At 67.7% G+C, this 26,995-nt stretch carries 24 protein-coding genes; 8 read left to right on the top strand and 16 right to left on the bottom strand.

Features of this window, described 5'->3' with window-relative positions:
- Positions 1-31: 31 nt before the first annotated feature.
- From KHN96_RS05340 to KHN96_RS05320, 5 genes are all read right to left on the bottom strand, one after another.
- On the bottom strand, positions 32-1,441 hold the full coding sequence (locus KHN96_RS05340) for an enolase C-terminal domain-like protein (protein WP_062738225.1): 1,410 nt from the start codon (positions 1,439-1,441) through the stop codon (positions 32-34).
- Between the two features lie 18 nt (positions 1,442-1,459).
- On the bottom strand, positions 1,460-2,812 hold the full coding sequence (locus tag KHN96_RS05335; protein ID WP_062738224.1) for an MFS transporter: 1,353 nt from the start codon (positions 2,810-2,812) through the stop codon (positions 1,460-1,462).
- 89 nt (positions 2,813-2,901) lie between these two features.
- Complete coding sequence (locus KHN96_RS05330; protein WP_062738223.1) at positions 2,902-4,473, bottom strand: aldehyde dehydrogenase (NADP(+)); 1,572 nt, start codon at positions 4,471-4,473, stop codon at positions 2,902-2,904.
- A gap of 27 nt (positions 4,474-4,500) precedes the next feature.
- Positions 4,501-5,439: a 5-dehydro-4-deoxyglucarate dehydratase gene (gene kdgD / locus KHN96_RS05325; protein WP_062738222.1), complete on the bottom strand. Its 939-nt coding sequence runs from the start codon at positions 5,437-5,439 to the stop codon at positions 4,501-4,503.
- A 184-nt stretch (positions 5,440-5,623) separates the two neighbouring features.
- A complete protein-coding gene (locus KHN96_RS05320; RefSeq protein ID WP_082062876.1) occupies positions 5,624-6,685 on the bottom strand; it encodes an SMP-30/gluconolactonase/LRE family protein in 1,062 nt (353 codons plus the stop codon).
- Between the two features lie 115 nt (positions 6,686-6,800).
- Between KHN96_RS05320 and KHN96_RS05315 the strand changes: the two genes are divergently transcribed.
- Together KHN96_RS05315 and KHN96_RS05310 are read left to right on the top strand one after the other, a co-directional pair.
- Complete coding sequence (locus KHN96_RS05315) at positions 6,801-7,697, top strand: LysR family transcriptional regulator (protein ID WP_062738221.1); 897 nt, start codon at positions 6,801-6,803, stop codon at positions 7,695-7,697.
- Between the two features lie 59 nt (positions 7,698-7,756).
- A complete protein-coding gene (locus tag KHN96_RS05310; RefSeq protein WP_045218258.1) occupies positions 7,757-8,119 on the top strand; it encodes a hypothetical protein in 363 nt (120 codons plus the stop codon).
- Here KHN96_RS05310 and KHN96_RS05305 read toward each other — a convergent pair.
- Genes KHN96_RS05305 through KHN96_RS05275 form a run of 7 tightly spaced genes read right to left on the bottom strand, consistent with a single transcriptional unit; the run spans position 8,116 to position 15,147 of the window.
- Positions 8,116-9,066 carry an ABC transporter substrate-binding protein gene (locus tag KHN96_RS05305; RefSeq protein ID WP_045218260.1) on the bottom strand — a complete coding sequence of 317 codons (951 nt, stop codon included), beginning with the start codon at positions 9,064-9,066 and terminating at the stop codon, positions 8,116-8,118. The genes KHN96_RS05310 and KHN96_RS05305 overlap by 4 nt on opposite strands.
- Before the next feature lie 33 nt (positions 9,067-9,099).
- Positions 9,100-10,263, bottom strand: coding sequence for a c-type cytochrome (locus KHN96_RS05300; RefSeq protein WP_062738220.1), 1,164 nt, complete (start codon positions 10,261-10,263; stop codon positions 9,100-9,102).
- A 14-nt stretch (positions 10,264-10,277) separates the two neighbouring features.
- On the bottom strand, positions 10,278-11,090 hold the full coding sequence (locus tag KHN96_RS05295) for an ABC transporter ATP-binding protein (protein WP_062738219.1): 813 nt from the start codon (positions 11,088-11,090) through the stop codon (positions 10,278-10,280).
- Positions 11,084-12,121: an ABC transporter permease gene (locus tag KHN96_RS05290; RefSeq protein WP_062738218.1), complete on the bottom strand. Its 1,038-nt coding sequence runs from the start codon at positions 12,119-12,121 to the stop codon at positions 11,084-11,086. Before KHN96_RS05290 ends, KHN96_RS05295 begins: the two co-directional genes overlap by 7 nt.
- A 32-nt stretch (positions 12,122-12,153) precedes the next feature.
- On the bottom strand, positions 12,154-13,161 hold the full coding sequence (locus KHN96_RS05285; RefSeq protein WP_062738217.1) for an ABC transporter substrate-binding protein: 1,008 nt from the start codon (positions 13,159-13,161) through the stop codon (positions 12,154-12,156).
- Positions 13,162-13,204: 43 nt separating this feature from the next.
- On the bottom strand, positions 13,205-14,053 hold the full coding sequence (locus KHN96_RS05280) for a class II aldolase/adducin family protein (RefSeq protein WP_045218276.1): 849 nt from the start codon (positions 14,051-14,053) through the stop codon (positions 13,205-13,207).
- Positions 14,054-14,055: 2 nt separating this feature from the next.
- Positions 14,056-15,147: an LLM class flavin-dependent oxidoreductase gene (locus KHN96_RS05275; RefSeq protein WP_045218278.1), complete on the bottom strand. Its 1,092-nt coding sequence runs from the start codon at positions 15,145-15,147 to the stop codon at positions 14,056-14,058.
- Positions 15,148-15,345: 198 nt separating this feature from the next.
- On the opposite strand from KHN96_RS05275, the gene KHN96_RS05270 reads away from it, so the two are divergent.
- The 4 genes from KHN96_RS05270 (at position 15,346) to KHN96_RS05255 (ending at position 19,896) form a co-directional block, all read left to right on the top strand.
- Positions 15,346-16,626, top strand: coding sequence for an acyl-CoA dehydrogenase family protein (locus tag KHN96_RS05270; RefSeq protein WP_115044532.1), 1,281 nt, complete (start codon positions 15,346-15,348; stop codon positions 16,624-16,626).
- Positions 16,623-17,258, top strand: a complete 636-nt coding sequence (locus KHN96_RS05265) for a cysteine dioxygenase family protein (RefSeq protein WP_045218282.1) — start codon at positions 16,623-16,625, stop codon at positions 17,256-17,258. Before KHN96_RS05270 ends, KHN96_RS05265 begins: the two co-directional genes overlap by 4 nt.
- Positions 17,255-18,895, top strand: coding sequence for a rhodanese-related sulfurtransferase (locus KHN96_RS05260; protein ID WP_062738216.1), 1,641 nt, complete (start codon positions 17,255-17,257; stop codon positions 18,893-18,895). The genes KHN96_RS05265 and KHN96_RS05260 overlap by 4 nt, the downstream gene beginning before the upstream one ends.
- A gap of 125 nt (positions 18,896-19,020) precedes the next feature.
- Positions 19,021-19,896 carry an EamA family transporter gene (locus KHN96_RS05255; RefSeq protein ID WP_062738215.1) on the top strand — a complete coding sequence of 292 codons (876 nt, stop codon included), beginning with the start codon at positions 19,021-19,023 and terminating at the stop codon, positions 19,894-19,896.
- 3 nt (positions 19,897-19,899) lie between these two features.
- On the opposite strand, the gene KHN96_RS05250 is transcribed toward KHN96_RS05255, so the two are convergent.
- The 4 genes from KHN96_RS05250 to KHN96_RS05235 all read right to left on the bottom strand — a co-directional run bounded on the left by KHN96_RS05250 (position 19,900) and on the right by KHN96_RS05235 (position 25,106).
- Entirely contained in the window at positions 19,900-21,912 is a 2,013-nt protein-coding gene (locus tag KHN96_RS05250) for a putative bifunctional diguanylate cyclase/phosphodiesterase (protein ID WP_045218285.1), read from the bottom strand.
- Complete coding sequence (locus KHN96_RS05245; RefSeq protein ID WP_062738214.1) at positions 21,909-22,478, bottom strand: YfiR family protein; 570 nt, start codon at positions 22,476-22,478, stop codon at positions 21,909-21,911. The genes KHN96_RS05250 and KHN96_RS05245 overlap by 4 nt, the downstream gene beginning before the upstream one ends.
- Positions 22,475-24,457, bottom strand: a complete 1,983-nt coding sequence (locus KHN96_RS05240) for a TonB-dependent receptor plug domain-containing protein (RefSeq protein WP_062738213.1) — start codon at positions 24,455-24,457, stop codon at positions 22,475-22,477. Before KHN96_RS05240 ends, KHN96_RS05245 begins: the two co-directional genes overlap by 4 nt.
- A 232-nt stretch (positions 24,458-24,689) precedes the next feature.
- Positions 24,690-25,106 (bottom strand): F0F1 ATP synthase subunit epsilon, encoded by a 417-nt coding sequence (locus tag KHN96_RS05235; protein ID WP_045218290.1) that lies wholly within the window; start codon positions 25,104-25,106, stop codon positions 24,690-24,692.
- Between the two features lie 189 nt (positions 25,107-25,295).
- Between KHN96_RS05235 and KHN96_RS05230 the strand changes: the two genes are divergently transcribed.
- Both KHN96_RS05230 and KHN96_RS05225 read left to right on the top strand, forming a co-directional pair.
- A complete protein-coding gene (locus KHN96_RS05230; RefSeq protein WP_045218292.1) occupies positions 25,296-26,231 on the top strand; it encodes a LysR substrate-binding domain-containing protein in 936 nt (311 codons plus the stop codon).
- Between the two features lie 40 nt (positions 26,232-26,271).
- The gene (locus tag KHN96_RS05225) at positions 26,272-26,955 is read left to right on the top strand and encodes an HAD family hydrolase (RefSeq protein ID WP_045218294.1); all 684 of its coding nucleotides are present in this window, start codon (positions 26,272-26,274) and stop codon (positions 26,953-26,955) included.
- The last annotated feature ends 40 nt before the right edge of the window (positions 26,956-26,995 follow it).

Here is a 26,995-nt window from a genome sequence, read left to right as displayed (position 1 = left end):
GTGATTGATTCAAACTCAAACGGGCTTCTTTTCAGCGCCCCAGGCTCGGGCGCTTCGGGTCATACGTCCAGCCCGGCACGAGGTACTGCATGGCCATGGCGTCATCACGCGCGCCAGGGCCCAGGGTCTTGTACAGCGCATGGGCGGCCATGACGCGCTCCATGTCGATTTCGATGCCGAGGCCCGGCCGCTCCGGCACGGCCACGTGGCCGCCCTGGATGCGCAGCGGCTCGTACGTCAGCCGCTCCTCGCCCTCCTGCCAGATCCAGTGCGTATCGATGGCCGTGATGTTGCCGGGCGCGGCGGCAGCCACATGCGTGAACATCGCCAGCGACACATCGAAGTGGTTGTTGGAATGCGAGCCCCACGTCAGGCCCCACTCGTCGCACAACTGCGCCACGCGCACGGAGCCTTGCATGGTCCAGAAATGCGGATCGGCCAGCGGAATATCGACCGCGTGCAGCTGCACGGCGTGGCCCATCTGCCGCCAGTCGGTCGCGATCATGTTGGTGGCCGTCGGGATGCCGGTGGCGCGCTTGAATTCGGCCATCACCTCGCGGCCCGAATAGCCGGCTTCGGGGCCGCACGGGTCTTCGGCATAGGCCAGCAGATGCCCTTGGCCCTTGCACAGCGCAATCGCCTCGTTGAGCGACCACGCGCCGTTCGGGTCCAGCGTGACGCGGGCGTGCGGAAAGCGCGCCTTGATGGCGGCAATCGCTTCCATCTCATCCGCACCGCGCATCACGCCACCCTTGAGCTTGAAATCGGCAAAACCGTAGCGCTCGGTGGCGGCTTCTGCCAGGCGGGCGATGGCCGCGGGTGTCATGGCGGCTTCGTGGCGCAGGCGCAGCCAGTCGTCGGTGCCGTTCGCGCCATCCAGATACGGCAGATCGGTCTTGCGGCGGTCGCCCACGTAGAACAGATAGGCGAGCATCGGGGCGCTATCGCGCTGCTGGCCGGCACCGAGCAGCTCTGCCACCGGCACCACCAGAAACTGGCCAAGCAGATCGAGCAGCGCCGCTTCCACCGCCGTGATGACGTTGTCCATGCGCAGGTTGATCTCGTGCGGCTGGCGCAGTACCGCCGCTTCCGAAGCGGAGGTGACCTGGTGCACCGTCGCCTGATGCGCGGCATTGCCGGCACCGGCCAGCGCGCGGCGAATGCTGTTCAGCACGCCGTTGGTACGACCGATCGGTTGACCGACCACCAGCGGAATCACGCGCTCCAGCGCCTGGCGGATGCCCTCCCCGCCCGGCACCTCGCCCACGCCGGTGCGCCCGGCGTTGTCCTTCAGGATCACGAGGTTGCGTGTAAAGAACGGAGCATGCGCGCCGCACAGGTTCAGCAGCATGCTGTCGCGGCCCGCGACGGGAATCACCTGCATCTCCGTCACCCGCGGTGTGTGCGTGCGTGCGCCGGACTCGATCGATTGCAACGTCACTTACGAGGCTCCCGTGGCTTACAGCGGCTTGAGTTCCACACGCTTGATCTCGCCGACCATGAACAGGTAGCAGACGATGGCGACCAGCGCGTGGATCCCCACGTACACCAGCGCACCGTTGAACGACCCCGTGGTGTTGACGATGTAACCGATGGCGATGGGCGTGGTGATGCTCGACAGGTTGCCGAAGGTGTTCATCAGCGCGCCCGACAAGCCCGCAATCTGCTTGGGCGCCGTATCGGAGTTCACCGCCCAGCCCAGCGCGCCGAGGCCCTTGCCGAAGAACGACAGCGCCATCACCGCCACCACGATCGACTGCGCGTCGACGTAATTGCAGATCACCATGCTCATCGACAGCAGCATGCCCAGCACGATCGGCACCTTGCGCGCCACCGACAGCGAAGCCCCGCGGCGCAGCAGCGCGTCGGAAATGATGCCGCCCAGAATGCCGCCCAGGAAGCCGCACACCGCCGGGATCGACGCCACGAAGCCGGCCTTCAGGATCGACATGCCGCGCGCCTGCACCAGGTACACCGGGAACCACGTGATGAAGAAGTACGTGAGCGCGTTGATGCAGTACTGCGCGATGTACACGCCCATCAGCATGCGGTTGGTCAGCAGCTGCTTGACGTAGCCGAGGTTCGGGCCTTCGGTCTTGGCCACGCCCGCGCGGTCCATGTTGACCAGGCCGCCGCCGGCCTCGATGTAGTCGATCTCGGCGCGGTTGACGCGCGGGTGATCCTTCGGCTCGTGCACGGACATCTTCCACACGAAGGCCATGGCGATGCCGATCACGCCCATCACGATGAACACGTGGTGCCAGCCGAACTCGTGCACCAGCCACGCCATCAGCGGCGCAAACACTACCGTGGCCGCGTACTGCGCGGAGTTGAAGATGGCCGAGGCGGTGCCGCGCTCGTTGGCCGGAAACCATGCCGCCACGATGCGGCTGTTGGCCGGGAACGACGGCGCTTCAGCCGCGCCCACCAGGAAGCGCAGGCAAAACACCATGGTGACGGCCGCCGCGCCGGTAAAGAAGCCGACGGCGCCCTGCGCCAGCGTGAACACCGACCACAGCAGGATGCTGAACGTGTAGACCCGCTTGGAGCCGAATCGGTCGAGCAGCCAGCCGCCCGGGATCTGCGAGATCACATAGGCCCAGCCGAACGCAGAAAAGATGTAGCCCAGCGAGACGGCATCGATGCCGAGCTCCTTCTGCATGGCTGAGCCGGCGATCGAGATCGTTGCGCGGTCGGCATAGTTGATGGTCGTCACGATAAACAGCATCGCGAGGATCATGAAGCGCACGCGGCTCATGCGCTCGGCGCGCGGTACGGCCTGTGCTCCCACGGCGGGGGCTTTGATGTCCATCGTCTCCTCCTTGGCCGGCGCCCGTCATGCGCCGGTCGGTTCAGGTTGCCGGGTCCTGAACGGCCCGGCTTTTTTCTTCTTTCAGATACTTACTTCCACTGGCCGTCGACCAGACGGCGCAGTTGCAGCGGATTGCCGTCTTGCAATGCGTCGGGCAGCAGTTCTGCGGGCAAGTCCTGGTAGCACACCGGGCGCAGGAAGCGCTCGATGGCTGCCGTGCCGACCGAGGTCGTCCGCGCGTCGGTCGTTGCGGGCCAGGGGCCGCCATGCACCATGGCATGGCAGACCTCCACGCCGGTCGGCCAGCCGTTGGCCAGGATGCGGCCCGCCTTGCGCTCCAGGATCGGCAGCAGCGAACGCGCGATCTGCGTGTCGCCCGTGTCCAGGTGCAGCGTGGCCGTCAACTGGCCCTCGAGCGATTCGGCCAGCGTGCGCAGTTCTTCCGCGTCGCGGCAGCGCACGACCAGCCCGGTCGCCCCGAAGACTTCGTCGTGCAGCGCAGGCTGGGCCTGGAAGCTCTTCGCGTCGGTGGTGTAGAAGCCGGCCTGGCCGCGATTGGGCTCGCTGCTGCCCTGCCCGCGCGCGACGCAGCGTACGTTGGCCTCGCTCGCCAGCTTGTCGACGCCGCGCGTGTAGGCGGCGTGGATGCCGGGCGTCAGCATGGGCTGTGCGGGTGCCTGGTTCATGGCCTGCGCGGCGGCAGCCTCGAACGTGTCGAGATCCGGCCCCTCGATGGCGAGCAGCAGCCCCGGGTTCGTACAGAACTGGCCCGCGCCCATCGTCAGCGATGCCACGTACTGCTGACCGAGTGCAGCAGCGCGCTTGGCCAGGGCGTCGGGCAACAGGAAGACGGGGTTGATGGCGCTCAGCTCGCCATACACCGGAATCGGCTGCGGACGCGCCTGCGCAATGCGCAGCAGCGCCTGGCCGCCCGCGCGGGAGCCGGTAAAGCCCACTGCCTGGATGCGCGGATCGGCCACCAGGGCACCGGCCACATCGTTGTCTGCGAGGATCAGCGAGAACACGCCTTCCGGCAGCCCGCACTGCTCCACCGCGGCCTGGACGGCGCGGCCAACGAGTTCGGACGTGCCCGGGTGCGCCGGGTGAGCCTTCACGACCACCGGGCAACCGGCAGCCAGCGCCGATGCGGTATCGCCGCCAGCCACGGAAAACGCCAGCGGAAAATTGCTCGCGCCAAACACGGCCACCGGGCCCAGCGCGATGCGGCGCATGCGCAGGTCCGAACGCGGCAGCGGCTTGCGCTCGGGCAGCGCGGGGTCGATGCGGGCCCCCACGGCATCGCCCGCGCGTACGACGTTCGCGAACAGGCGGAGCTGGTTGCACGTGCGAGCGCGTTCGCCTTCAAGCCGTGGGCGCGGCAGGGCCGATTCCGCCATCGCGCGTTCGATCAGCGCGTCGCCCAGGGCCTCGATCTGGCTGGCAATGGCGTCAAGAAACGCGGCACGGGCTTGCGGCGCGGTCTCGCGGTAAACATCAAAAGCCGCGGCGGCCAGTTCAGCGGCACGCGCGGCCTCGGCCTTGGAGGCCAGGGTGAATTCCGGTTCGAGCCATTCCCCGGTGGCGGGGTTCATGGCGCGAACCTTGCCGGCACCACCCGCTACGCGGGCGGCACCCAACAACAGTTCGCCGCTCAATTGCATGAGAATTCCTCGTGTTTTCGGTTGCGCTCAGGCCGCAAGCTTCTCGACTTCGGCAATACGCGACACCAACGCTGACAGTTCTGCCATCTCGGCGTCGGTCAAGTCGGTCAACGGAGCACGGACCGGACCTGCATCACGGCCGATGACCTTCATACCGGCCTTGACGATCGACACCGCATAGCCGCGCTTGCGATTGCGCAGCTGGATGTACGGCAGCACGAACGCGTTGAGCATCTGGTAGACCTTGGCATTGTCGAATGCGCGCACGGCGGCGTAGAACTCTAGCGCGAACTTCGGCACGAAGTTGAAGATGGCCGACGAATACGTCGTCACCCCCATCGTCAGGTACGGCAGCGCGAACGTCTCCGCGGTCGGCAGGCCGCCGACGTAGGTGAAGCGGTCACCCAGGCGGGCGTAGATGCGCGTCATCAGTTCCAGGTCGCCCACGCCGTCCTTGAAGCCGACGAGGTTCGGGCAGCGGTCGGCCAGGCGCTCGAGGTGGTTCTCGTCTAGGACCTGGTTGGCGCGGTTGTAGACGATCACGCCCAGCTTGGTCGATTTGCAGACCTGCTCCACGTGCGCGGCCACGCCGTCGGCGGACGCTTCGGTCAGGTACGGCGGCAGCAGCAGGATGCCGTCGGCGCCGGCCGCTTCTGCGGCCTTGCAGTAAGCGATCGATTCGGCCGTGCCGCGGCCAGCCGGCGCAATCACCGGGAGCTTGCCGGCGGTTTCGGCCACGGCCGCGCGCACGACACGGTCGGTTTCCGCGGCGGTGAGCGAGAAGAATTCGCCGGTGCCGCCCGCGGCAAACAGGCCCGCTGCCGGGTGGCTGAACAGCCAGCTCAGGTTGGCGCGGTACGCCGCCTCATCGAACGACAGGTCGGACGGCTTGAAATGCGTGACCGGGAAGGACAGCAGGCCGGAGCCGATCTGTTGGGCGAACTCTTTGGGGGTATATCGGGACATGTCTCGCTCGACTGAATGCAGTGTGGTTGGTGAAGCAAATTCTTGCATCGCGATTGATTCAAGTCCAAAACAACTGCTGATTCGATTGATACAGAATTTGTATTGATACAGGGTCTTCCCTAACCTGAAGATTCAATGCTGCGGCCGCACGTGGCGACACGGCCGCGCAGCCGTCGGCACGGCATCACACCGCGCCTTCGGCCTCCACATACAGCGCGTACAGCGAGTGGGAACTGGCCATGTACAGGCGGTTGTTCTTGGGGCCGCCGAAGGTCAGGTTGGGGCAGCGCTCGGGCAGGTGGATGAAGCCGATCGGCTTGCCGTGCGCGTTGAAGACCTTCACGCCGTCGTGATCGGCCGAGTTCACGCCCACGCGCCCATCGGAGCCCCAGCCGCACCACAGGTTGCCGTCCTTGTCGACACGAAAGCCGTCCAGCGCGCCGGGGCCGTTGGCATCGATGAGCTTGGTCTTGTTGCTGGCCGTGCCGTCGGGCGCGATGTCGTAGCTCCAGATGCTGCGCGACGGCGTGCCCTTCCACTCCACGACGTACAGCTTCTTCTCGTCCGGAGAGAACGCGAGGCCGTTCGGGTTGACGAGGTCCGTGATGACCGCGCGAATGCTGCCGTTCGGGTCGATGCGATAGACGTTGGTGGTGGCCTGTTCGGGCTGGGCCTTGAAGCCCTCCCAGTTGCCGTTGATGCCGAACGTCGGGTCGGTGAACCACACGCTGTCATCGGACTTGACCACCACGTCGTTCGGCGCGTTCAGGCGCTTGCCCTGGTACTGGTCCGCCAGCACGGTGATGCGGCCGTCGTGCTCGGTGCGGGTGACGCGGCGCGTGACGGAGTGCTCGCAAGTGACGAGCCGCCCCTGCCGGTCGCGCGTATTGCCGTTGGCGTAGTTCGACGGCTCGCGGAACACGCTGAACGCGCCGTTCGTCTCGTCGTACTTCATGATCCTGTTGTTCGGGATGTCGCTCACCAGCAGGTAGCGGCCGGCCGGAAAGTACACCGGCCCTTCGGCCCAGCGCATGCCCGTGGCGAGCTGCTCGACCGAGCTGCTGTAGAGCCGGTACTTGAGGAAGCTCGGATCCAGCACCTCGACCGCCACATCGGGGTAGCGCGCGTTCGGCTTGAAGCCTTCGATCTTCTGCGCGGCCGCCAGGCCGCTGGCCGCCGCCAGGCCCGCGCCCGCCATGCGTTTGAGAAACGTGCGGCGACCGACTTCCGTGCTTTCCATGGACATGCTTGTCTCCAGAGTTGTCGTCAGCCCTCCTGCTCCAAGGGCGAGCCGATTCTTGCACCGCCAATCTTTCCGCTTCAAGATAAGGTCTGACTCAATCCATACCCGTTTTGAATCGATGTTTGAACTGAGCCAACTCCGCTGCTTCGTCGCCGTGGCCGAAGAACTGCACTTCGGGCGCGCGGCGGAGCGCCTGCACATGACGCAGCCGCCGCTCTCACGCCAGGTGCGCCTGCTTGAACACCAGGTCGGCACCGAGCTGCTCGAGCGCAACAGCCGCTCGGTCAAGCTGACGGCGGCCGGGCGCAGCTTTCTGCCGGATGCGTCGCGCATCCTGCGCCTGGCAGACGAAGCGGCAGCCACGGCACGGCGCGTGGCCACGGGGGCCGCAGGCGCACTGGCGATCGGTTTCACGGCATCGGTGGGGTATGGAAAGCTGCCGTCGCTGGTCAGCGCGGTGCGGGCCGCTTCGCCCGGCGTGCGATTGACGCTGAAGGAAATGGTGAGCGGCGCGCAGCTGGCCGCGCTCAATGCGCGGGAAATCGACGTGGGCCTGCTGCGCCCGCCGGTGGAGCATGGCGAGCTGGTTGCGACGCCGTGCTCGCAGGAAGCGCTGGTCATTGCACTGCCGGAAGCTGTGGCCGACCGATGGCCGCAGCGCCCCAGCCTGCGCGATTGCGAGGGCCAGCCGCTGCTGATGTATTCACCGTACGAGGCGCGCTATTTCCACCAGATGGTGAGCGGCCTGTTCGAACGCGCGGAGGTGCTGCCCGACATCGTCGAGTACGTCAGCCAGATCCATTCGATGCTGGCGCTGGTGCGTGCGGGCATTGGCGTGGCGCTCATCCCCGCCGCCGCCTCGATGCTGCATTTCGAAGGCGTGGTCTATCGCCCCGTCCGCACCACGCCCGCCAAGCCCGTCGAACTGTGGATGGCCTATCGCAAGGACAACGACAACCCGGTGTTCAACCTGCTCAAGGGCGTGCTGCACGCGGCGCTGTCTGAGCGGCGCTGAGCTCACGCGGCACTGCGCTTGCTGCACCCGATGGCGATTCCCACTCGTGTGGAGACGCCATGATTGACGCATCCCTTTCTCTTCGACGCCCAACCTTGTGGGCGCTCGCCCTGACGGCCGGGCTTGCAGCCGTGCTGTCTCACCCCGCGCAGGGCAAGCTGCCGCCGCCGTCCCCTGTCGAGCAGGCGGCCGCAGCGCAGCAGGCCGAGACCGAACGCGCCCAGAAAGCCCAGGAACAGGCCAAGCTGACCGAGGTACAGGACCGCCTGGCGGCCCGCTTCGGCAAGAGCGGCAACCAGGCTCCCGATGCCGTGACGTCGACCACCGAACTGCCCAAGGCGGTGGCAGAGGCCCCAGGCTCCACCGGGCCGCATGGCGGGTCGCGACCGAGCGCAGAATCGCACTCGGGCAGCGCACGCTAGGCCGTCAGCGGAAACCCGGCGTCAAACGTGGACGCCACGTCCAGCCGCTGTTTGAGCAGCCCGACCTTGACGTAGAAATCGGCCGTGCGCTGCTGCTCGGCAATGATCGATGCATCGATGGGGCGCCACACCGTCTGACGCCGCGCAAACTGCAGCCGTGCGGCCTCCGGGGCAATACCGATGATGCGCGCCAGCGTGGCCGAGAAGCTGTCGACATGCTGGTACGACCACGCCTGCGCACGTACCACACGCTGCAGGAAATCGCGCAGCACCTCGCGCTTGGCAGCCAGCGCCGCGTCGGTGGCGGCCAGGTAGCTCAGGCCCGACCACAGCCCTCGCCCGCTCACCAGCACGCGCGCGTGGCGGGCGGTCTCGGCCATCGCCGTGTAGGGCTCCCAGGTCGACCACGCATCGATCGAACCGTTGACGAGCGCCAGCTTGGCATCGGCGGGCGGCAGAAAACGGAAGTTGGCGTCGTCCGGCCCCAGCCCGGCAGATTCCAGCGCCTTGAGCGCCACGAAATGCCCGATCGACCCGCGATTGGTGCCGATCGATTTGCCCTTCAGATCAGCCGCCGTCTTCAGCGCGGAATCGGGCCGCACGAGCACGGCGGTGCCGTATGGGTCCGACCGGTTGGCGCCGATCAGCTTGATGCGCGTGCCGGCGGCCAGCGCAAAGATGGCCGGTGCATCGCCGATCGGCCCCAGGTCCACGGCCCCGGCATTGAGCGCTTCGGCCAGCGGTGCCGCAGCCGGAAACTCCGTCCACTGGATCTCGTACGGCACGCCCTTGAGCGCATCTGCGGCCTCAAGCAGCGCACGCAGGCCGCCTTTCTGGTCGCCGGCCTTGAGGACGGGGCGTGACTGCAGCGATTGCGCGAAGGACAGCGCAGGCGCAGCGGCCAGCGCCAGGCCGGATTGGAGCAAACGTCGTCGGGAAGTGGACATGTCGATGGCCTGTCGGTCTGATGTGTGGGTCAATCAATGAATGAAGCCGCCCTTCACGTAGCGCACGGGTTCGGCATCCATGCGGGCGATCAGGGCGTCGAGGCCGCCGGTGGGCGATCCGACGGTTTCACGGTGGGTGGAGGTGCACAGGAAATCCGCATCGGACCACGCCGTGCCAGGCTGCCCGCGCGCACGCAGCCAGCCGTCGCGATCGGCCAGCAGTTGCGTGCCGGCAAACGCCTGCGGCGCGGTGCCGGCAATGGCGGCGAAGACCGGCCACGCCTCGGGGCTCGCCGCCACGCAGCGCATCTGGAACGGACGCACCGGCGCGGGAAGCTTGCCGTCTGGCGTGACGAGGAGCGTCTGGAAGCGCGGGTCTTCCAGGGGAATCCGGTCCGCCGTGTCGACGGCCACCACGCGCACGCGCTGGCCGTTGCGCCATGCAGCCAGCGGCGTGGGCGGCGCGTCGCCGCAACGTACGGGCAGCGCGGGAATCGCCACCGGCACCGGCCATCCGCCGGCACGCACGCCGCCGCTGGCAGCCAGCACGTTCATGTAGTCGAGCGCGGCCCAGAGGTCTGCGTCGCTCAGTCGATTGGCAAAGGCCGGCATGGTGGCGTTGCCGTGCGCATCGTGCATGCCGTGCGCGATATGCCAGAACAGCTCGCCATCGGCACGGCGACCGAGGAGCGGGCCCACGACCGTGGGCGGCCAGCGTGTGAGCGTGGCGGCCAGCGGCCCTTCGCCGCGGCCGTCTGTGCCGTGGCAGCTTGCGCATGCGGCGTGGTAGACGTGTGCGCCTTGCGTGATCGACGCCAGCGAGAACGCGGTCGGGCTCACATGGAAGCTCGTCGGCACGGCGGCCGAAAACACCACCGCCGAGGGCCAGGGCGCCACCACGAGCAAGCCCGCCGCCACACCAAACGACACCGCGCGCCAGCGACGCACGAGCAAGGCCGTGCACACAGCCAACAAGGCAAGTACCACAACGATCAGCGTGAGCCCGAGTTGCCGTGCCTGCCCGAGGTCGATCAGCAACGTCTCGCCGGCAATGCGGACGGCCCAGGGCCACGCGGGCTGGCCATGCACGTCGCCTGTCAGCCCCAACGCGCGCCAGACGGTGAGCACACTGTGCTGCGCCCATTGCAGGAAGACGAGCAGCGCGTTGAGCCACACCGTTGGCGGCGGGCCGCTCATGATGCTTCGGTCATCTACCAGCTCTCGGCCAGCCCGAGATGGCGGAGCGCCTCATGCCGCAATGCGCCGAGCCTCGGATCGCCACGGTGGCGCGGATACGGCAGGTCGACCGTCAGCTCCGCCGCGATGCGCGCCGGGCGCGGGCTGAAGATGACGACGCGCTGCGCCAGGAACAGCGCCTCTTCCACATCGTGCGTGACCAGCACCGTCGAAAACCGCGCACGCTGCCAGAGCGACACGAGCTCGCTCTGCATGGCCAGCCGCGTGAGCGAGTCCAGCTTGCCCAGCGGCTCATCCAACACCAGCAGCTGCGGATCGTTGACGAGCGCACGGGCCAGCGCCACACGCTGCGCCATGCCGCCCGACAGCTCGTGCGGAAACGCGCGGTGGAAGCCGCCGAGGCCAACGCGCTCGAGCGCATCGTCCACGCGGTCGCGCTCGGCCTTGAGCACGCCGCGCGCCTGCAGCCCGAGGGCCACGTTGTCCCACACGCGCCGCCACGGGTACAGCGTCGGATCCTGGAAGACGACGATGCGCGATGGGTCCGGCGCGGTGATCGGCACATCGTCCTGCAGGATGCGGCCGCGCGTGGGCGGCTCCAGCCCGGCAATCAGCCGCACCAGCGTCGACTTGCCGCAACCGCTCGGCCCGAGCAGCGCGACGAACTCGCCGGGCTGCACGGTCAGGCTCACGTTGTCGAGCACCTGCAACGGATTGGCCTGGCTGCCGAACCAGTGGCTCACGCCCTGCACGTCGATCCGCGCCCCGTTTTTCGACGATGGCGCCGGCGCCTCGATGGTCGCCTCGCGTTCGAGCACGGCTACCATTTCAGCGTCCCCTTCTGCCAGACCAGGGCGCGGTCCCGCACCTTGAACAGCAGCGTGATGATGCTCGAGAAGAGCAGCGCCATGACGATCAGTGCGGCATACATGTTCACGTACGAGGCCCAGCCCTGCGCCCACGTGAGGTACCAGCCCAGGCCTGATTTCACGCCCATCATCTCCGCCGTCACCAACACGGTGAACGACGCACCCAGGCCCATGAACAGGCCCACGAACACCTGCGGCAGCGCCGCCGGAATCGCCACGCGCAGCACCAGGAAGGCGTTGGATGCACCCAGCGTGCGCGCGACGTCGTAATACCGCTTGCCCACGCCCGCCACGCCCGACCACGTCAGCACCGCCACGGGAAAGCCCGACGCCAGCGCAATGAGGAACGCCGCCGCCGAATAGCTCGACGGAAAGAAGTAGAACGTGATCGGCAGCAGCGCCGTGGCCGGCAGCGGCCCCAGAACGCGCAAGACCGGATGCACCCAGTAGCCCACGGCACGCGACCATCCGATCGACACGCCCACCAGGAAGCCCGTGAGTGCGCCGAGGAAGTAGCCGATGCCCAGCAGCTTGAGCGTGTTGACCACGCTGCTGCCCAGGCGCGGCCAGTCTTCGGTATAGACCTCGATCAGCGCCTGGGGCGGCGCGAAGAACGGCGTGGGCAACACGCCCGACTTGGCCGTCAACGCCTCCCACAATGCCAGCACAGCGGCCACCGCAACCAGCCATGGACCCGCCGGCTGCACTGCCTCCTGCACGGCGCGCAGCGGCACAACATACGCCCCGGCCACCGCAAGCACGAGCAGCGCAATGCCGGCCGCCAGCGCCGTCATGCCAAGCTCGGTCGTGAACGCCCAATCGCTGAAGCCCACCACGTGGTTTGGCCAGCGCCACGTCACCAGCCCGAATGCCGCCCACGCGATGGCCGCCGCCACGCCCGTGCGCCAGACACGGCCGCCGGCTGCGGCGCCCGCCAGCGGATGGACCAGCGCGCCCGGTGCCTCCAAGGTTTGGGGGATCGTGCTCATGTCGATGTGCTCCTCATGTGCGCAGGGCCGGCTCAGGCCAGCACGTTGACGTACACGTGCTGCGCCAGGCGCTGCGGGTCGGTCGTCTTCTTGATGACGCCAATGCGGCGGAAGTCCTCCGCATAGAAGGCGATCTCGTCGCGCAGGTCGACGCCCGTGGGGTGATGCGTGTAGGTGAGCGTGGCGTAGAGCTTGCGCAGGTCGTCCAGCGCCACCTTGGGCGAGTACTTGGCAAACACCTTGGCCGCCTCGTTCGGGTTTTCGTTGACGAAGTCGGTGGCCTGCACAATGGCGCGGGCCAGTGCGGAGGCCGTCGGCCGGTCGTTGCGCACGAGCTCGCCGCGCGCGCCGATCACGCAGCAGACCTTGCGGGCGTATTCGCCGGAAAGGTTGGTTGCCAGCTCCACATAGGCGCCATGGGTCCGCTTCCCGAGCAGGTAGAGGTTCGGGTCGCCGTCGGCAATGGCCTGGATCTCACCCTTGTCGACGGCCACGCCCAGCAGGTCGGCCGGGTATTGGCGCCACGTGATGTCGCGGTCGGGATCAATGCCGTTCTTGGCCAGGAGGATGGTGAAGAAATGCTTGCCCGGCGCGGCCAGGTCGCTCACGCCTACAGTCTTGCCCTTGAGCGCCTGCAGGCTCGTCACGCCCGCCGCCTTGGCCCCGACCAGACGCACGCATCCGCCGTGCGAACTGCCGATGATCTTCACGTCAAAACCGGCCTCCAGCGGCTTGAGCCAGCGGTGGATCATGCCCACGGCAGCATCGGCCTTGCCGGTGGCAATGGATTCGAGCAGCTGGTCGGTCGAGCCGCTGTAGTTGATCAGGTCGACCTGCAGGCCGTTCTTCTCGAAGAAGCCCCGCTCCTGGGCCACCACGATCGGCGTCAGGCAGAACGAATTCTGGTTCCACGCAAACGTCAGCTTGCGCGGCTGCGAGTAGGCCTTGCGGCCCAGGATCAATGCCGGCCCCGCCAGCGCCGTGGCCGCCGCCGCATGCAATACCTTGCGGCGAGACAGATCCGCTGTGTCTTGGCTCATGAATGCTCCCCGTGATGATGCGTTTGGCGTCTTCTGTGCAGGTTCAATCGAGCAGGTCCGGCTCGGCGGCGACGAGGCCGGCGTAGAGGCTCTCGAAGGCGTGCAGTGCGCCCTCCTGTCCGCCCACCTGGCTGTGCGTGCGGCGCGCCGTGGCGGCATCGATGGGCTGCGGCGCGTGCGTCCTGCCGGCCGCTTCGGCCAGCAACTGCGTATGCGCAGCGTTGTCGAGCGCGATGTACCACCACGCTGCGGCTTCCACCGTCGGCCCGGCGGTGAGGATGCCGTGGTTCTTCAGGATGACGCCCTTGTGCGTGCCGCCGTCCGGCTTGCGCAGCGCGTGGGCGATGCGGTCCCCTTCGCTCGTGTCGACCACCATGCCGGTGAAGTCGTCAAAGAGCGCGTGGTCTTCGTAGAAGGAGCACGCGTCCTGCGTGAGCGGATCGAGCAGCCGGCCCAGTGCAGACCACGCCTTGCCGTACGTCGAGTGCGTATGCGCCGCGGCCACGATGTGCGGATGCGCTTCGTGGATCGCCGCGTGGATCGCAAACGCCGCCTTGTTGAGCGGGCGGCTGCCGATGACCGTCTCTCCGCGCGCATTGACGAGCAACAGGTCCGAGACCTTGATGCGCGAGAAATGCACGCCGAGCGGGTTGACCCAGAAGTGGTCCGTCAACTCCGGATCGCGCGCGGTGATGTGGCCGGCCAGGCCAAGATCGAAGCCATGCCGCGCAAAGATGCGGAAGGCGCCGGCCAGCCGTTCCTGCCGGTGGCGCCGCTCCGCCTCCAGCGTCGGCCGTGTGGCGGGCGGATCAAACCAGAACTTCTGCTGCGGAACGGCGTTCAGCTTGAGGGCGCCCGGCGCCGGCCGGTCGATGCACAGAACGGCGCTCATGATTACGCCGCCTTGCGTTGCGCATCGCGCTGCGCAACCAGCTCGCGCACGCGCGGGATCAGCGTGCGGCCGTAGTCCACCACGTCTTCCAGCGGATCGAAGCCACGGATGAGGAACGTCGTGACGCCCAGGTCGTAGTAATCGAGCAGCGCGTCGGCCACCTGCTCCGGCGTGCCGACCAGCGCGGTGGAGTTGGAGCGCCCGCCGGTTTCCTTGGCGATGGCCGTCCACAAGCGCTTGTCGACGCGCTCGCCCTTGTCTGCTGCAGCGAGCAGGCGCCGGGCGCCCTCGCTCTGCTGCGGGCCGCCACGGCTGTAGCCCTGCTGCACGCGCAGCGCGCGCGTGCGTTCGAGGATGCCCTCCGCACGCTTCCACGCAGCGTCTTCCGTCTCTGCCAGGATCGGGCGGAACGATACCGAGAAGCGAATGCTGCGCCCATGCCGCGCGGCCTCCGCACGCACACGCGTGGTCAGCTCACGCACCTGGTCGAGCGACTCGCCCCACAGCGCATAGACATCGGCGTGCTTGCCGGCCACTTCGATCGCCACATCCGATGCCCCGCCGAAGTAGATCGGCACATGAGGCTTCTGGGCAGGCTTGACCTCCGAGAAGCCCTGCTCGAAGCGATAGAACTGGCCTTCATGGTCGAACGGTTTGGCTTCCGTCCAGATGCGCCGCAGGATGCCGAGGTATTCGTCCGTGCGTGCGTAGCGTTGGTCGTGGTCGAGGTAATCGCCATCGCGGCGCTGCTCGCTGTCGGAGCCGCCCGAGATGAAGTGCACGCCCAGGCGTCCGCCGGTGAACTGATCGAGCGTGGCGATCTGTCGCGCGGCCAGCGTCGGGTTGGTGAAGCCCGGCCGGTGCGCGAGCATGAAGTGGATGCGCTCCGTCAGCGCGGCCGCATACGAGATCGTGAGCGTGGCGGAAGGCCCGGTCGAATGATGCGGCACCAGGATGCGATCAAAGCCGGCCTGCTCGTGGGCCTGGGCAAAGGCCCGCACATAGTCGCGGTCGACCACCGGCCCGTTGGGATCGGGCGGATGGATTTCCGACTGCTTCTGGGTCTGGATCATGCCGATGAAATCGACGCTCATGGTGGCTCCGTTTCCGCATATCGTTAGAAGGCCGGCGGGCATGCCGCGCCCTGCCGCGAGTGCGAACGAAGTTACGCTACCGCCTGTGCTGCCAGAACGAATAATTTCAACGCTGCATATTCGGCATCGGTCGTTCGCCGCATCGGGCAACGCCGATACGCTGTGCGCCATGTCACTTGCTTACTGCGCTGCATTGCCATGTCGTCCGTCCCCTTGCATCGCCTGCCCACACCGCCCGAGCGGCTTGCCGAAGTGCTGGCCGGAGTCACGCCGCAGCTTGCTGCTTCCGCGGCCGAACACGATCTGCACGGCACGTTTGCGCACGAGAACTTTGCAGCACTGCACGCGTCGGGTCTCATTGCGCAGGTCATTCCGCAATCGCATGGTGGCGGCGGTGCCGACCTGAAGACCGCGCGGCAGATCATCTCCAGCATCGCCCGCGCCGATGCGGCCACCGCCCTCGTGCTGACCATGACGTACCTGCAGCACCGCGCCATCAGCCGTACGGATTCGCGCTGGCCCGAGCACGTGCGGCAGCAGGTGTTTGCCACCGCATTGAACGAAGGCGCACTCATCAACTCGCTGCGGGTGGAGCCCGATCTCGGCTCGCCGGCGCGCGGCGGCTTGCCGGCCACGGTGGCCACGCGGGTGGGCAACCGTTGGCGCATCCGTGGCCGCAAGCTCTACAGCACCGGCAGCCCTGCGCTGCGCTGGCTGGCCGTGTGGGGGCGCACCGACGAACCAGAGCCGCGCGTCGGCTTCTTTCTCGTGCCGCGCCCTTCGGCCGACACGCCCGGCATCCGCATCGAACAGACGTGGAACCACCTTGGCCTGCGCGCCTCGGGCAGCCACGACGTCGTACTGGAAGACGTGGACATCCCCCTCGACCACGCCGTGGACATCCGCCCGCCCGCGCAGTGGACGGCGCACGGCGCCCAACAGGCCTACACCACGGACACCGGTGCGCAGCTCGACCAGCAGGCATGGATGACCGTGCTGCTTGGCAGCCTGTACGACGCCGTCGCGCAGTCTGCGTGGGATTGGCTCGCACAGTTCCTGAACACGCGCGCGCCGGCCAACCTGGGCGCGCCAGTGGCAACGTTGCCGCGCGTCCAGGAAACCGCGGGCGACATCGCCGCCGCGCTGCGCACGAACCGCGTGCTGCTCGACCACGCCGCAGAGGCCGCAGATGCCGGGGCACCACTGTCCATCACAGACAGCGGGTTGCTCAAGTACACCGTCACCACCCATGCCATTCGCGCGGTGGAGCTCGCCCTGCAGCTTTCCGGCAACCACGGCCTGTCGCGCCACAATCCGCTGGAGCGCCACTACCGCGACGTGCTGTGCAGCCGCATCCACACGCCGCAGAATGATTCGATCCTGGTAGCCGCCGGCCGCGCCGCGCTTGGGGTTTCACTGGACGGCGCGCGCCAACTCCAGCAAGATCGTTCCGCTTCCATCGCCAGAACCGGATCATGAGCCCACCCGCCCTTGCCGCTGTGCCGCCGCCAGCGCAGTCCATCGCGCCGCTGCGTGATTTCGTGATCGCGCTGTCGCGCCTGCTCGAGCAGCAGCCGACCGAGGCCGAGATCCTGTCGCGCGCGGGGAGCCTGCTCGGCGCGCTTGTCGCCCGCGACGACTGGCTGCCCGCCGAATACGCGCAACCGCACCCCGAGCACTTCCAGCAATACCTGCTGCATGCCGACTCGGGCGAGCGCTTTTCCATCGTCAGCTTTGTGTGGGGCCCCGGCCAGCGCACGCCGATTCACGACCACACCACATGGGGCCTGATCGGCATGCTGCGCGGCGCTGAATACTCGCAGCCGTTCACGCTCGACGCGCGCGGCGTACCGCAGCCGCATGGCGCCGCCGTCCGGCTGGAGCCCGGCGACGTTGAACGCGTCTCGCCGCGCGTTGGCGACATCCACCGCGTGCACAACGCGTTTGACGACCGCACGTCGATCAGCATCCATGTGTACGGCGGCAACATCGGCGGCATCCACCGCTCGGTCTATACCGAAGAGGGCGAGCGCAAGCCGTTCGTCTCGGGCTATTCGAACACTCACCTGCCCAATCTCTGGGATCGTTCCAAGGACACGTCTGCATCATGAGCATCGTCATCGACACGACTGAATCCCCCGTGGCCGCCCCGCTCGCGGAGACCCACGTGCCCACGCTGACCTACGCCGAGGTGCGCGCCGCCCTGCTCGCCCGCAAGGAGATCGCGCTGCTCGACGTGCGTGAAGAAGACCCCTACGCGCAGGGGCACCCGCTATGGGCGGTGAACCTGCCGCTCTCGCGCCTGGAGCTGGAGGCGTGGTCGCGCATTCCGCGCCGCGATACGCTGATCGTGCTGTACGGCGAGCACGACGGCGTCGACCTCGCCACGCGCGCCGCCGCGAGGCTGGCCGAACTCGGCTACACGCGCGTCTACCTGCTCGAAGGCGGGCTCGACGGCTGGCGTGCCGCCGGCGGCGAGGTCTTCCAGGACGTGAACGTGCCAAGCAAGGCCTTCGGCGAATACGTGGAGGCCCAGCGGCACACGCCGTCCTTCAGCGCACAGGAAGTCAAGGCGCTGATCGACGACAAGCGCGATGTGGTCATCGTCGATGCGCGCCGCTATGACGAGTTCCAGACCATGAGCATTCCCACCGCGACGAGCGTGCCGGGGGCCGAACTCGTGCTGCGCATCCGTGAGCTGGCGCCGGACCCGAACACGCAGATCATCGTCAACTGCGCCGGCCGTACGCGCAGCATCATCGGCACGCAATCGCTGGTGAACGCCGGCATTCCGAACCCGGTGGCGGCGCTGCGCAACGGCACCATCGGCTGGTTGCTGGCCGATCAGGTGCTGGATCACGGCGCCAGCCGCCGGCATCCGCAGACCGTGTCCGAGGCAACACGCGCGCAGGCGCAGGCGGATGCACGCGCCGTGGCCGAACGCGCGAACGTGCCGCGCATCGCACTGGCCGACGTTGCCGCGCTTGAGGTGCCCGACCGGACGCTGTACAAGCTCGACGTGCGCACGCCCGAGGAGTACGCCGCCGGCCACCTGCCCGGCTTCGCCAGCGCGCCGGGCGGCCAGCTCGTGCAGGAAACCGACCACACCGCCGCCGTGCGCGGCGCGCGCATCGTCCTGGCAGACGACGACGGCGTGCGCGCCGACATGACCGCCTCGTGGCTCGCGCAGATGGGCTGGGAAGTCTATGTGGTGGATCCGGTCGACGCCAGCCAACGCAACGTCACTGGCGCATGGCAGCCCGCCGTGCCGGCGTCACCGGCCGTGCGTACCGTCGATGCGCACGCGCTGGCGGGCTGGCTGGAGGCCGGCGATACCGCCGTCATCGACGTCACCCGCAGCGCCAATTACGTGGCGCGGCATATCCCGGGCGCCTGGTTTGCCGTGCGTTCGGATCTGGCCGCCGCGCTGCAGCGCATTCCGCCCGCGCGGCGGTACGTCCTGACCTGCGGCTCGAGCCAGCTCGCGCGCTTTGCCGCTGCCGACCTGGCGGGGCTCACCCAGGCCGAGGTCTGGGTGCTCGATGGAGGCACCGCTGCGTGGGTTGCCGCCGGCCTGCCCGTCGAAGCCGGCGAAACCCGCCTCGCCTCCGAGCGCATCGACCGCTACCGCCGCCCGTACGAAGGCACGAGCGCGCCGCGCGCGGCCATGCAGGCGTATCTCGACTGGGAGTTCGGCCTGGTGGGGCAGCTCGCACGGGATGGAACGCATGGCTTCCGTGTGATCTGACCGGGCACGAGCGCCGCGCGCGCTCACGTGCTTGCTAACCCCGCTCACAACGAGCGATAACAAAACTCGTTTTGCGCATAAGCGTGCCTTGAGTAGCATCGGGGCTTCCTCGCCGAGGTCCCGCCATGTCGCCGTTTATCGCTCTGTGCCTGCTCATCACGTACGTGGTGTGGGGCACGACCTATCTCGCCATCCGCTTTGCGCTGACCGATCTGCCGCCCTTCCTGATGATGGGTTCGCGGTTTCTGGCTGCGGCGCTGCTGCTTGCACCTGTCGTCATCCTGCGCCAGCACGAGCGGCCGAGCGGGCGGCAAGTGCGCAACTGCGCGCTGATCGGCGCGTTCATGCTGGTGGGCGGCATGGGCATGACGGCCGTGGCCGAGCAGACGATCTCGTCAGGGGCCACAACGGTCATGATTGCGTCGATGCCGCTGTTCTCGACGCTGTGGACGCTGCTCGCGGGCGGCCGCCTGCGTGCGTATGAGATCGGCGCCATCGCGCTGGGCACCATCGGCATTGCGGTGCTGTTTCGCGGGGCGGAGTTCCAGGCCAGCACCGTCGGCGTGCTGGCGCTCACGGCCGCCATTGCTTCGTGGTCGTTCGGCTCGCAACTCTCCAAGCGCATCGACATGCCCAAGGGCATGACGGCCTTCGTACTCGAAATGGCCTTTGGCGGCGTGGCGCTGGTGCTGCTGAGCCTCCTGACGGGCGAGAGCTGGCCACGGCATGTCGGCATGCAGTCCGCGCTGGCGTGGGGTTATCTCGTGGTGTTCGGCTCGGCGGTTGCCTTCACGGCCTACATGGCGCTGGTCGAGCGCGTGTCCACCGTCATGGCGACGAGCTATGTGTACGTGAACCCGCCCATCGCCCTGCTGATGGGCGCATGGCTGGCCGATGAGCAGGTCGCGCCGCAAACGCTCGGCGCAACGGCCATCATCCTGGCGGCGGTGGTGGTCCTGACGGCCGGCGCAACGCGAGCGGCGCGCCGCGCCGCAGCGTGAGCCCTATCCGGCCAGGGAAGACGGCAAGGCCCCAAGCGGCACCCCGCCGTCTTGCGGCTCGGCACGGCTGCTGTCCTGCGCCTCATTGCCGAGCCGCCTGACCCACGCTATCAGCGATGGCGCGTCCAGCGGCCGCGAAAACAGATAGCCCTGCCCCAGATCGCATCCGGCCCGGCGCAGCAGTGCGAGCTGGTCGGCGCCTTCCACGCCTTCGGCCACCACCTGCATGTTCAGGCTGTGCGCCATGGCGATGACGGCGCTGGCAATCGCTTCGCCGTCGCCCGGCATGCGCTGGACGAAGCTGCGGTCGATCTTCAGCTTCTGGATCGGGAAGCGCTGCAGATACGCCAACGATGAATACCCTGTGCCGAAGTCGTCGATCGACAGGCTGATACCGGCCGCGTGCAGCGATTCGAGCAGCGTGATGTTGGTCTCGATATCTTCCATCAGCACGCTTTCGGTGATCTCGAGTTCGAGCAGATGCGGCGGCAGGCCGGTGTCGCGCAGCACGTCCATCACGCTTTGCACGAGGCTCGGATCGCGCGTCTGCCGCGCCGACAGGTTGACCGATACACGCAGCGTGACGCCGTCTTCGCGCATCCAGCGGGCCACCTGCGCGCACGCGGTGCGCAGCACCCACATGCCGAGCGGCACGATCAGGCCCGTTTCCTCGGCCACGGCGATGAACTCGCCGGGGCCGATCACGCCGATCTCCGGATGGCGCCAGCGCACCAGCGCCTCCACACCGTGGACGTTCGATGCGGCGATCGCAGCGTCGTGCGCGCCGTCGGTGCGCAGGCGCAGTTGAGGCTGATAGGCCAGCAGCAGCTCGTCGCGGTCCAGTGCGCGGCGCAGGTCGGCCTCCACACGAAGGCGGCGGCGGGCCTGCTGGTCCATCTCCGACGTGAAGCTGGCGGCGGCGTTCTTGCCGTGGTTCTTGGCGTGGTACATCGCCGTGTCGGCATTGCGCGTGAGCACCTGCACGTCGCGCGCGTCATGCGGATACAGGCTCACGCCCACGCTGGCCGTCACGTAGATCTGGTGCAGATCGAGCGCAAACGGCGCCGCGAGGGCCGCCAGCACGCGCTTGGCCAGCCCATCGGCCAGCGCGGCCGCATCGGCTTGCGTGATCTGCGCGCGCCCCGAGAGTTCGGCGATGACGGCAAACTCGTCCCCGCCGATGCGGCACAGCACGGCGCGCAGGTTGGCTTGCTCGATCACGTCGTTCAGCCGGCGAGCAACCTGGCGCAGCAGACGGTCGCCGTTGTTGTGGCCGAGTGTGTCGTTCACCACCTTGAAGTTGTCGAGGTCGAGCAGAAGCAGCCCCACGGCGCCCACCTGCCCCGCGCGCTTGAGCGACACGTGCAGGCGTTCGTTGAACGCGTGCCGGTTCGGCAGCTCCGTCACCGAATCGATGTGGGCGAGGTAGTCGAGGTGTGCCTCGGCCTGCAGCACGGCACGGCGCATGCGGGCGATGACGAGGTACGCGAGCCCCATCGCGCCGATGCCCACCGATACCGTGAGCACGGCGTAGCCGAGCAACTGCATGTAAAGCTCTGCGAGGCTGGAGCGGATGACCACGTAGCCGATCACGCGCCGCTCGGATTCCACCGGCTCGACCACCTGAAGCGTGGTCAGCGTCGACACATCGGACTCGCGCAGCATGGCGGCATCGGGCGCGGCCACCGGTGCGGCATTGCCGTGCTGGTACAGCGCGAGCGGCTTGCGCAGCGCGCTGAAGATGCCAGCCGCACGCAGCGACGGCGAAGCCTCCAGCGCGGCGAGCGTCTCTTCGGCCGCGCGCCGGTCATTGAACAGCAGCGCCGCCACGCTGTTGGCGCCGATGATGCGCGCCTGCACATGCACATCGCGCACCAGGGCGGCGTGCAGCGCGATGAACTGGAACACGATCAGCAGGAAACCCGCGATGGTCAGGGCCGCGCCCGCGCCGGCCATGTTGGCGCGCACCACGGAATGCCCAAGGCGCGGGCGCGATGTCGTCAACGCTTCGCTCATTGCACGCTCCTTGCCAGCCGCAGCAACTGCGAACTGAGCTCCAGACGAGCCTGGCGCGCAGCCGCCGCATCGATGTCGAAGACCACGCGATCCCCGTCCAGCGCCAGCGAGATCACCGGGTCCGGGCCGCTGCCGCGTGGGGTCCGGGGCTGGTCGGAGATGACGAGCACGGCGGCAGCCGTATCGACCCGGACACCGTTGGCCGCCCGCGCGTCGATGACGAGCACATGGCAGCCGGTGGCCGTACTGTCGTTGAGTCTGCGGATTTCCAGGCGGTGTCCTCGCACGGGTTTTCCTGTCAGTTTTTCCAGCGCCGCCTGCAGCGGGTGATCGGGTTTCACACAGACCACCATGGGCCCGTCGGGCGGCATGGCGTCGGGCGGCCAGGTGGTGAACAGCGCAAAGTTGTAGACGAACGCCGCCTTGACCTGCGTCTCGCTGGCCTGCTTCTGCGCGCAGGCGGTGTGCATGCCCGCCGCGCCGGCCAGCACGATCCCCAGCGCCGTACAGAGCTTGCGCGCGCTCGGCCATCGGGCGCTTCGTGCGAGGTCGTGCCGGACGGTCATCGGAAGGTGTACGTGAACTTCACGCCCAGGCTGCGGCCGTCCTGCCGGATGGACGGCTGCACCAGCTCCGGCCCGGCCGGATCGGCATAGCGCCGGCCGAACACGTTGTAGATGCTGGCCGACATCTCGAGGTTGGGCAGCAGCCGCGCCGCCGCCACGGTCAGGTTGGCGATCCAGTAGCCGCCCACGCGGCCCAGCGGCGCGTCCGACGTCGTGAGCCGGCTGCTGATGTACTGCGCCTCCACGCCCGCACGCCAGCCTTCGCGCCACACTGGCACGGTGGCATTGAGCTTGAACATGTGGCGCGGCGAGTTCGACAGCGTCTGGCCGGTATCGATGTCCTCCGAATGCTGGAAGCTGTAGCTCGTGCGCAGGCGCGTGCCGCCCGGCCAGCGCTGCTCGTAGCCGAGTTCCACGCCGCGCGTCCGCACGCGGGCCACGTTGCTGAAAAACAGCAGGCCGGTGTTGGGGTCTACGCTCTGGCTGATCAGGTCCGACACGTTGTTCTGAAACACCGACACGGTCGCCTTGCCGCCTGCCGCCACGCGCTGTTCAAGCACAGCCTCATACGTGCGGATGCGCTCGGCCGAAAGGCGCGAGTTCAACTGCTCTCCACCGGGCGCGCTCGTCTGGTAGTGCAGCTCATAGTCGTTGGGCGCGCGGTAGGCCATGCCGTAGATCGCCTTGACGGTGGTCGACGGCGTGGCGTGCCAGATCAGGCCCACGCGCGGGCTCAGCATGCCCGGCGCAAAGCTGGTGTGGTCGTAGCGCAGGCCCGAATCCAGCAGCCAGTCCGGGTGGAACGCGAACTGGTCCTGCAGGTACAACCCCATGCGGTGGTTGCTGCGGTGGTCGTCAAGGTAGCTGACATACGGCACCGTGTCGAAATTGCGCATGGCGTCGCGATAGTCGCGCTGCAGCTCGGCGCCCACGACCACCGTATGCCGCTCGATGCGCCGGGTCACCAGCTTCAGCTCGGTGCCGTACCACGCGGTGTCGAACGCGTCGCGGTTGATGCCGGCCGGCGGCGGGTTGTATGCGTAGTCACCCTCCGACACATAGCGGCCCCAGTACAGCCGCGCCGATACATCGGTCAGCTCGTCCAGCGCGTGCTGCCAGGTGCCGTTGACCATGTATCGCGTGTCGACGGTGCGCGAGCGCGGGTCGTTGAAGCTCTGATCGTAAGGCGCGGTGGGCACGCCCTTCGTGCGATCGGCGTAACCGAAGCTCAGGCCGAACTCGCCAAAGCCGCCCTTGGCGAACAGCCGCCTGGCACGGTCGAAATCCATGCCGCGTGCCACGCCGTCGCTCACGCCGGGCTGGTTGAACTCGCCGAAGTACAGGTCGCGGCCCGGCGCGTCGTTCATGCTGGCAGAGAGCAGCCATTCAGCGCCGTTGTCCGCGCGCTGGCCCCAGGTCACGCGGCCTTCGCGTCCATTGGGCGCATTGGGGCTGCCCGTGAAGCCGCTGACCTGCACGCCGCCGATGTCGCGCCCGCGCTTGGTGATGACGTTGATGACGCCAAACAGCGCATTCGAGCCATACACCGCGGACCCCGCCCCGGGCACGTATTCCACGCGCTCGATGAGGTCGACGTTGAGCTGCGCATCGGTGCCGACGGCGGCCTGGTCGAAGATGGGGTCGTTCGCGCGGAAGCCGTCGATCAGCAGCAGGAAGCGCGTGTCGTAATCGCCCGCCCGCAGAAAGCCCCGCGCGCCAAGCGTCGTGTAGTTGCGGTCGTAATTGGTGTAAAGCCCCGGCAGGCTGCGCAGGATGTCGGCCAGGGTGCGCCAGCCGTGCGCCTTGATGTCGTCTGCGGTGATGACGGAGACATTGGCCGGCGCATCGTCGGACGCCTGCGCGTATTTGGAAGCACCGGTCACGACCTGTACCTGCATCAGCTGCTCGATAGGCAGCTCCGTCAGATCGGTTTCCGCGTGGCTGGTTGAGCAAAGCAACGTACACAGCACCGCAAACATTTGCGCGTGGCCCCTGCGCCAGCCGGGCGCGAACGGCGTCACGGCCAGGCGGGTCCGGCAATACCGTGCAAGGGCACGGGCAATCACTACATGGGGCGGCATCAGCAGAACCGAGCGTGTCTGCTCGGGCGTTCGGCGGGTTTCGGGTGTTCTGCTTTAAAACGGAGGCCCGGCGCGGTTCTTTACCCCACAGTGGGTGGGGCGACAGCGTGATGCGATTGTGGTGGACGGCTCAGCGACGTTTGCGCAAACGTTCGATGGCGGCCAACTGGGCCACGGCCTCCGCCAGTTCGGCCTGGGCGCGGGCGTAGTCGAACTTGCTGTGGCTGTTCTGCATGTGCTCTTGAGCCGCCCTGCGCGCCTGCTGGGCCTTGGCTTCGTCGAGGTCGTGCGCGCGCACAGCGGTATCGGCCAGCACGATCACCTGTTCGGGCTGCACGTCGGCAAAGCCGCCGGCCACGAACAGGATCACCTCTTCATCGTTTTCCAGCGTCACGCGCACGGTGCCGGGGCGCATGCGCGTGAGCAGGCGTTCGTGGCCAGGGAGGATGCCCAGTTCCCCTTCGGTACCGGGAATGACCACGAACTTGGCGCGGCCTTCGTACAGCCGCTCTTCTGCCGTGACGACGTCGACCTTCAGCACCGGCATGGTGTCTCCTGTGTTGCACGCGTTGGCTGACAAGGTAGCACGAGCGGCGCCAGCGGCCCTCCCTTCGGATGCCCGTCTCGGAACATGGCTTCCGCTCCGGCACGCGTGGCACACCGTAAGGTTTCACCGCATGTGGCGTCACAAACGCTGCCTAGACTGCGCTTCCAAACACGAAACGGAAACACGAGCATGCTGGGCGATCTGTTGATGTCGTTCTTTGAAGTGGCCCGCCAGGGCAGCGTCACGGCGGCCGCCAAGCAATTGCGCCTGTCGCAGCCGACGGTGACCGGGCGCATCCGCCAGCTGGAAGAGATGTACGGCGTCGAGCTGTTCCACCGCCGCGGTAGCCGGCTCGACCTGTCAGACCTCGGCGTGAGCCTCATGCCCATCGTCGAGCGGCTTGCCCAGCAGGAAGGCGACGTGGACTTCCTCCTGCGCAACGCTGGCGACCTGCGCACCGGCAACCTGCGCGTGGGCGCCACCGGCCCCTACTACATCCTGCCAAGCGTGGCGGCCTTCCGCACCCGTCACCCGACCATCGAGATCACCATCGAGTTCGGCAACTCGCAGCAGATGCTCGAGGCGCTCTCGGAGGTCCGCATCGACCTGGCCGTCTCGTCGCACGCCGTGGACGACGAGCGGCTGCACCGCATCACGCTGGCCGAAGACGCCATGGTACTGGCCGTGCCGGCGGACGACCCGCTGGCGCGGTGCTCCCACGTGGCGCTCGCCGACATCGCCTGCTGCCAGCTGCTGATGCGCGAGCCGGGCTCGATCACCCGCCGCGTGACCGAAGAGGCGTTGGCGGCCGCCGGTGTCGAGCCGGCGGGCATGAGCATCATCGGCAGCCGCGAGGCGATCTACGAGGCGATCAGCCTCGGCCTCGGATGCAGCATCGTTCCCGCGCGCGAGGCGCCACGCCGGCCCGACGTGCGCGTGCTGCCCTTTGCCGCGCACGCGCCCGTCATCCATGAGTACCTGTACTTCCTGAAGGAGCGCAAGGATGCGCGGCTCGTGCGCGCGTTCCTCGATTGCCTGACCCCGCTGCACGCACACGCCCCCCGGAAAAAGACCGATGCGCTCATCGCCAAAGTTATGGCGATGGACACGGCCGCGACGCGCTAGGACCTTAAGCTCGCGGTTTTCCAACCGCCGCCCCTGTTGTATGCAATCGCTCGCCCTGTTCGACCTGGACCACACGCTGCTGCCCATCGACAGCGAATACGAATGGGGCCGCTTCCTCGTTGCCCAGGGCGCTGTCGATCGCCACGTCTTCGAACAGGCCAACGAGCGGTGGATGCGTGATTACCGCGAAGGCACGCTCGACTTTGCGCGGCACGCGCGCTTCTCGCTCGGCTTGCTGGCGCACCACCCGCGCACGCTGCTCGATGCATGGCGCACGATGTTCCTGCGCGAGGTCGTCATGCCTGCCATCCGGCGGCCTGCCAGGGAGCTCGTGGATGCACACCTGCGCGCCGGCGATCTCTGCTGCATCGTCACCGCCACGCACCGCTTCCTGACGGAGCCGATCGCCGACGCCTTCAACGTGCCGCACCTGCTGGCAGTGGAAGGCGAAACCGTGGGTGGCACGCCCGATGGCGAATTCACGGGCAACCTGCTGGGTACGCCCAGCTTTGGCGCGGGCAAGATCGCACGCGTCACGGAATGGCTGGCGCAGCGCGGCCAGCGCATGGCGGATTTCTCGCGCACCGTGTTCTACAGCGATTCACGCAACGACCTGCCGCTGCTCGAAGCGGTGTCGCACCCGGTGGCCGTGAGCCCGGATGCGACCTTGCGGGCCGTGGCCGAATCGCGAGGCTGGCCGGTCATCGAACTGTTCGCCGCGTAAGCGGAAAAACGCCCGCACGGCGCCAGCCCTGCGGGCGGGA

This window comes from Ralstonia mannitolilytica (assembly GCF_905397375.1).
Taxonomy (GTDB): Bacteria; Pseudomonadota; Gammaproteobacteria; order Burkholderiales; family Burkholderiaceae; genus Ralstonia; species Ralstonia mannitolilytica.
Note: the sequence above shows the minus strand (reverse complement) of the source record. Positions and strands in the feature narration are given on the sequence as shown.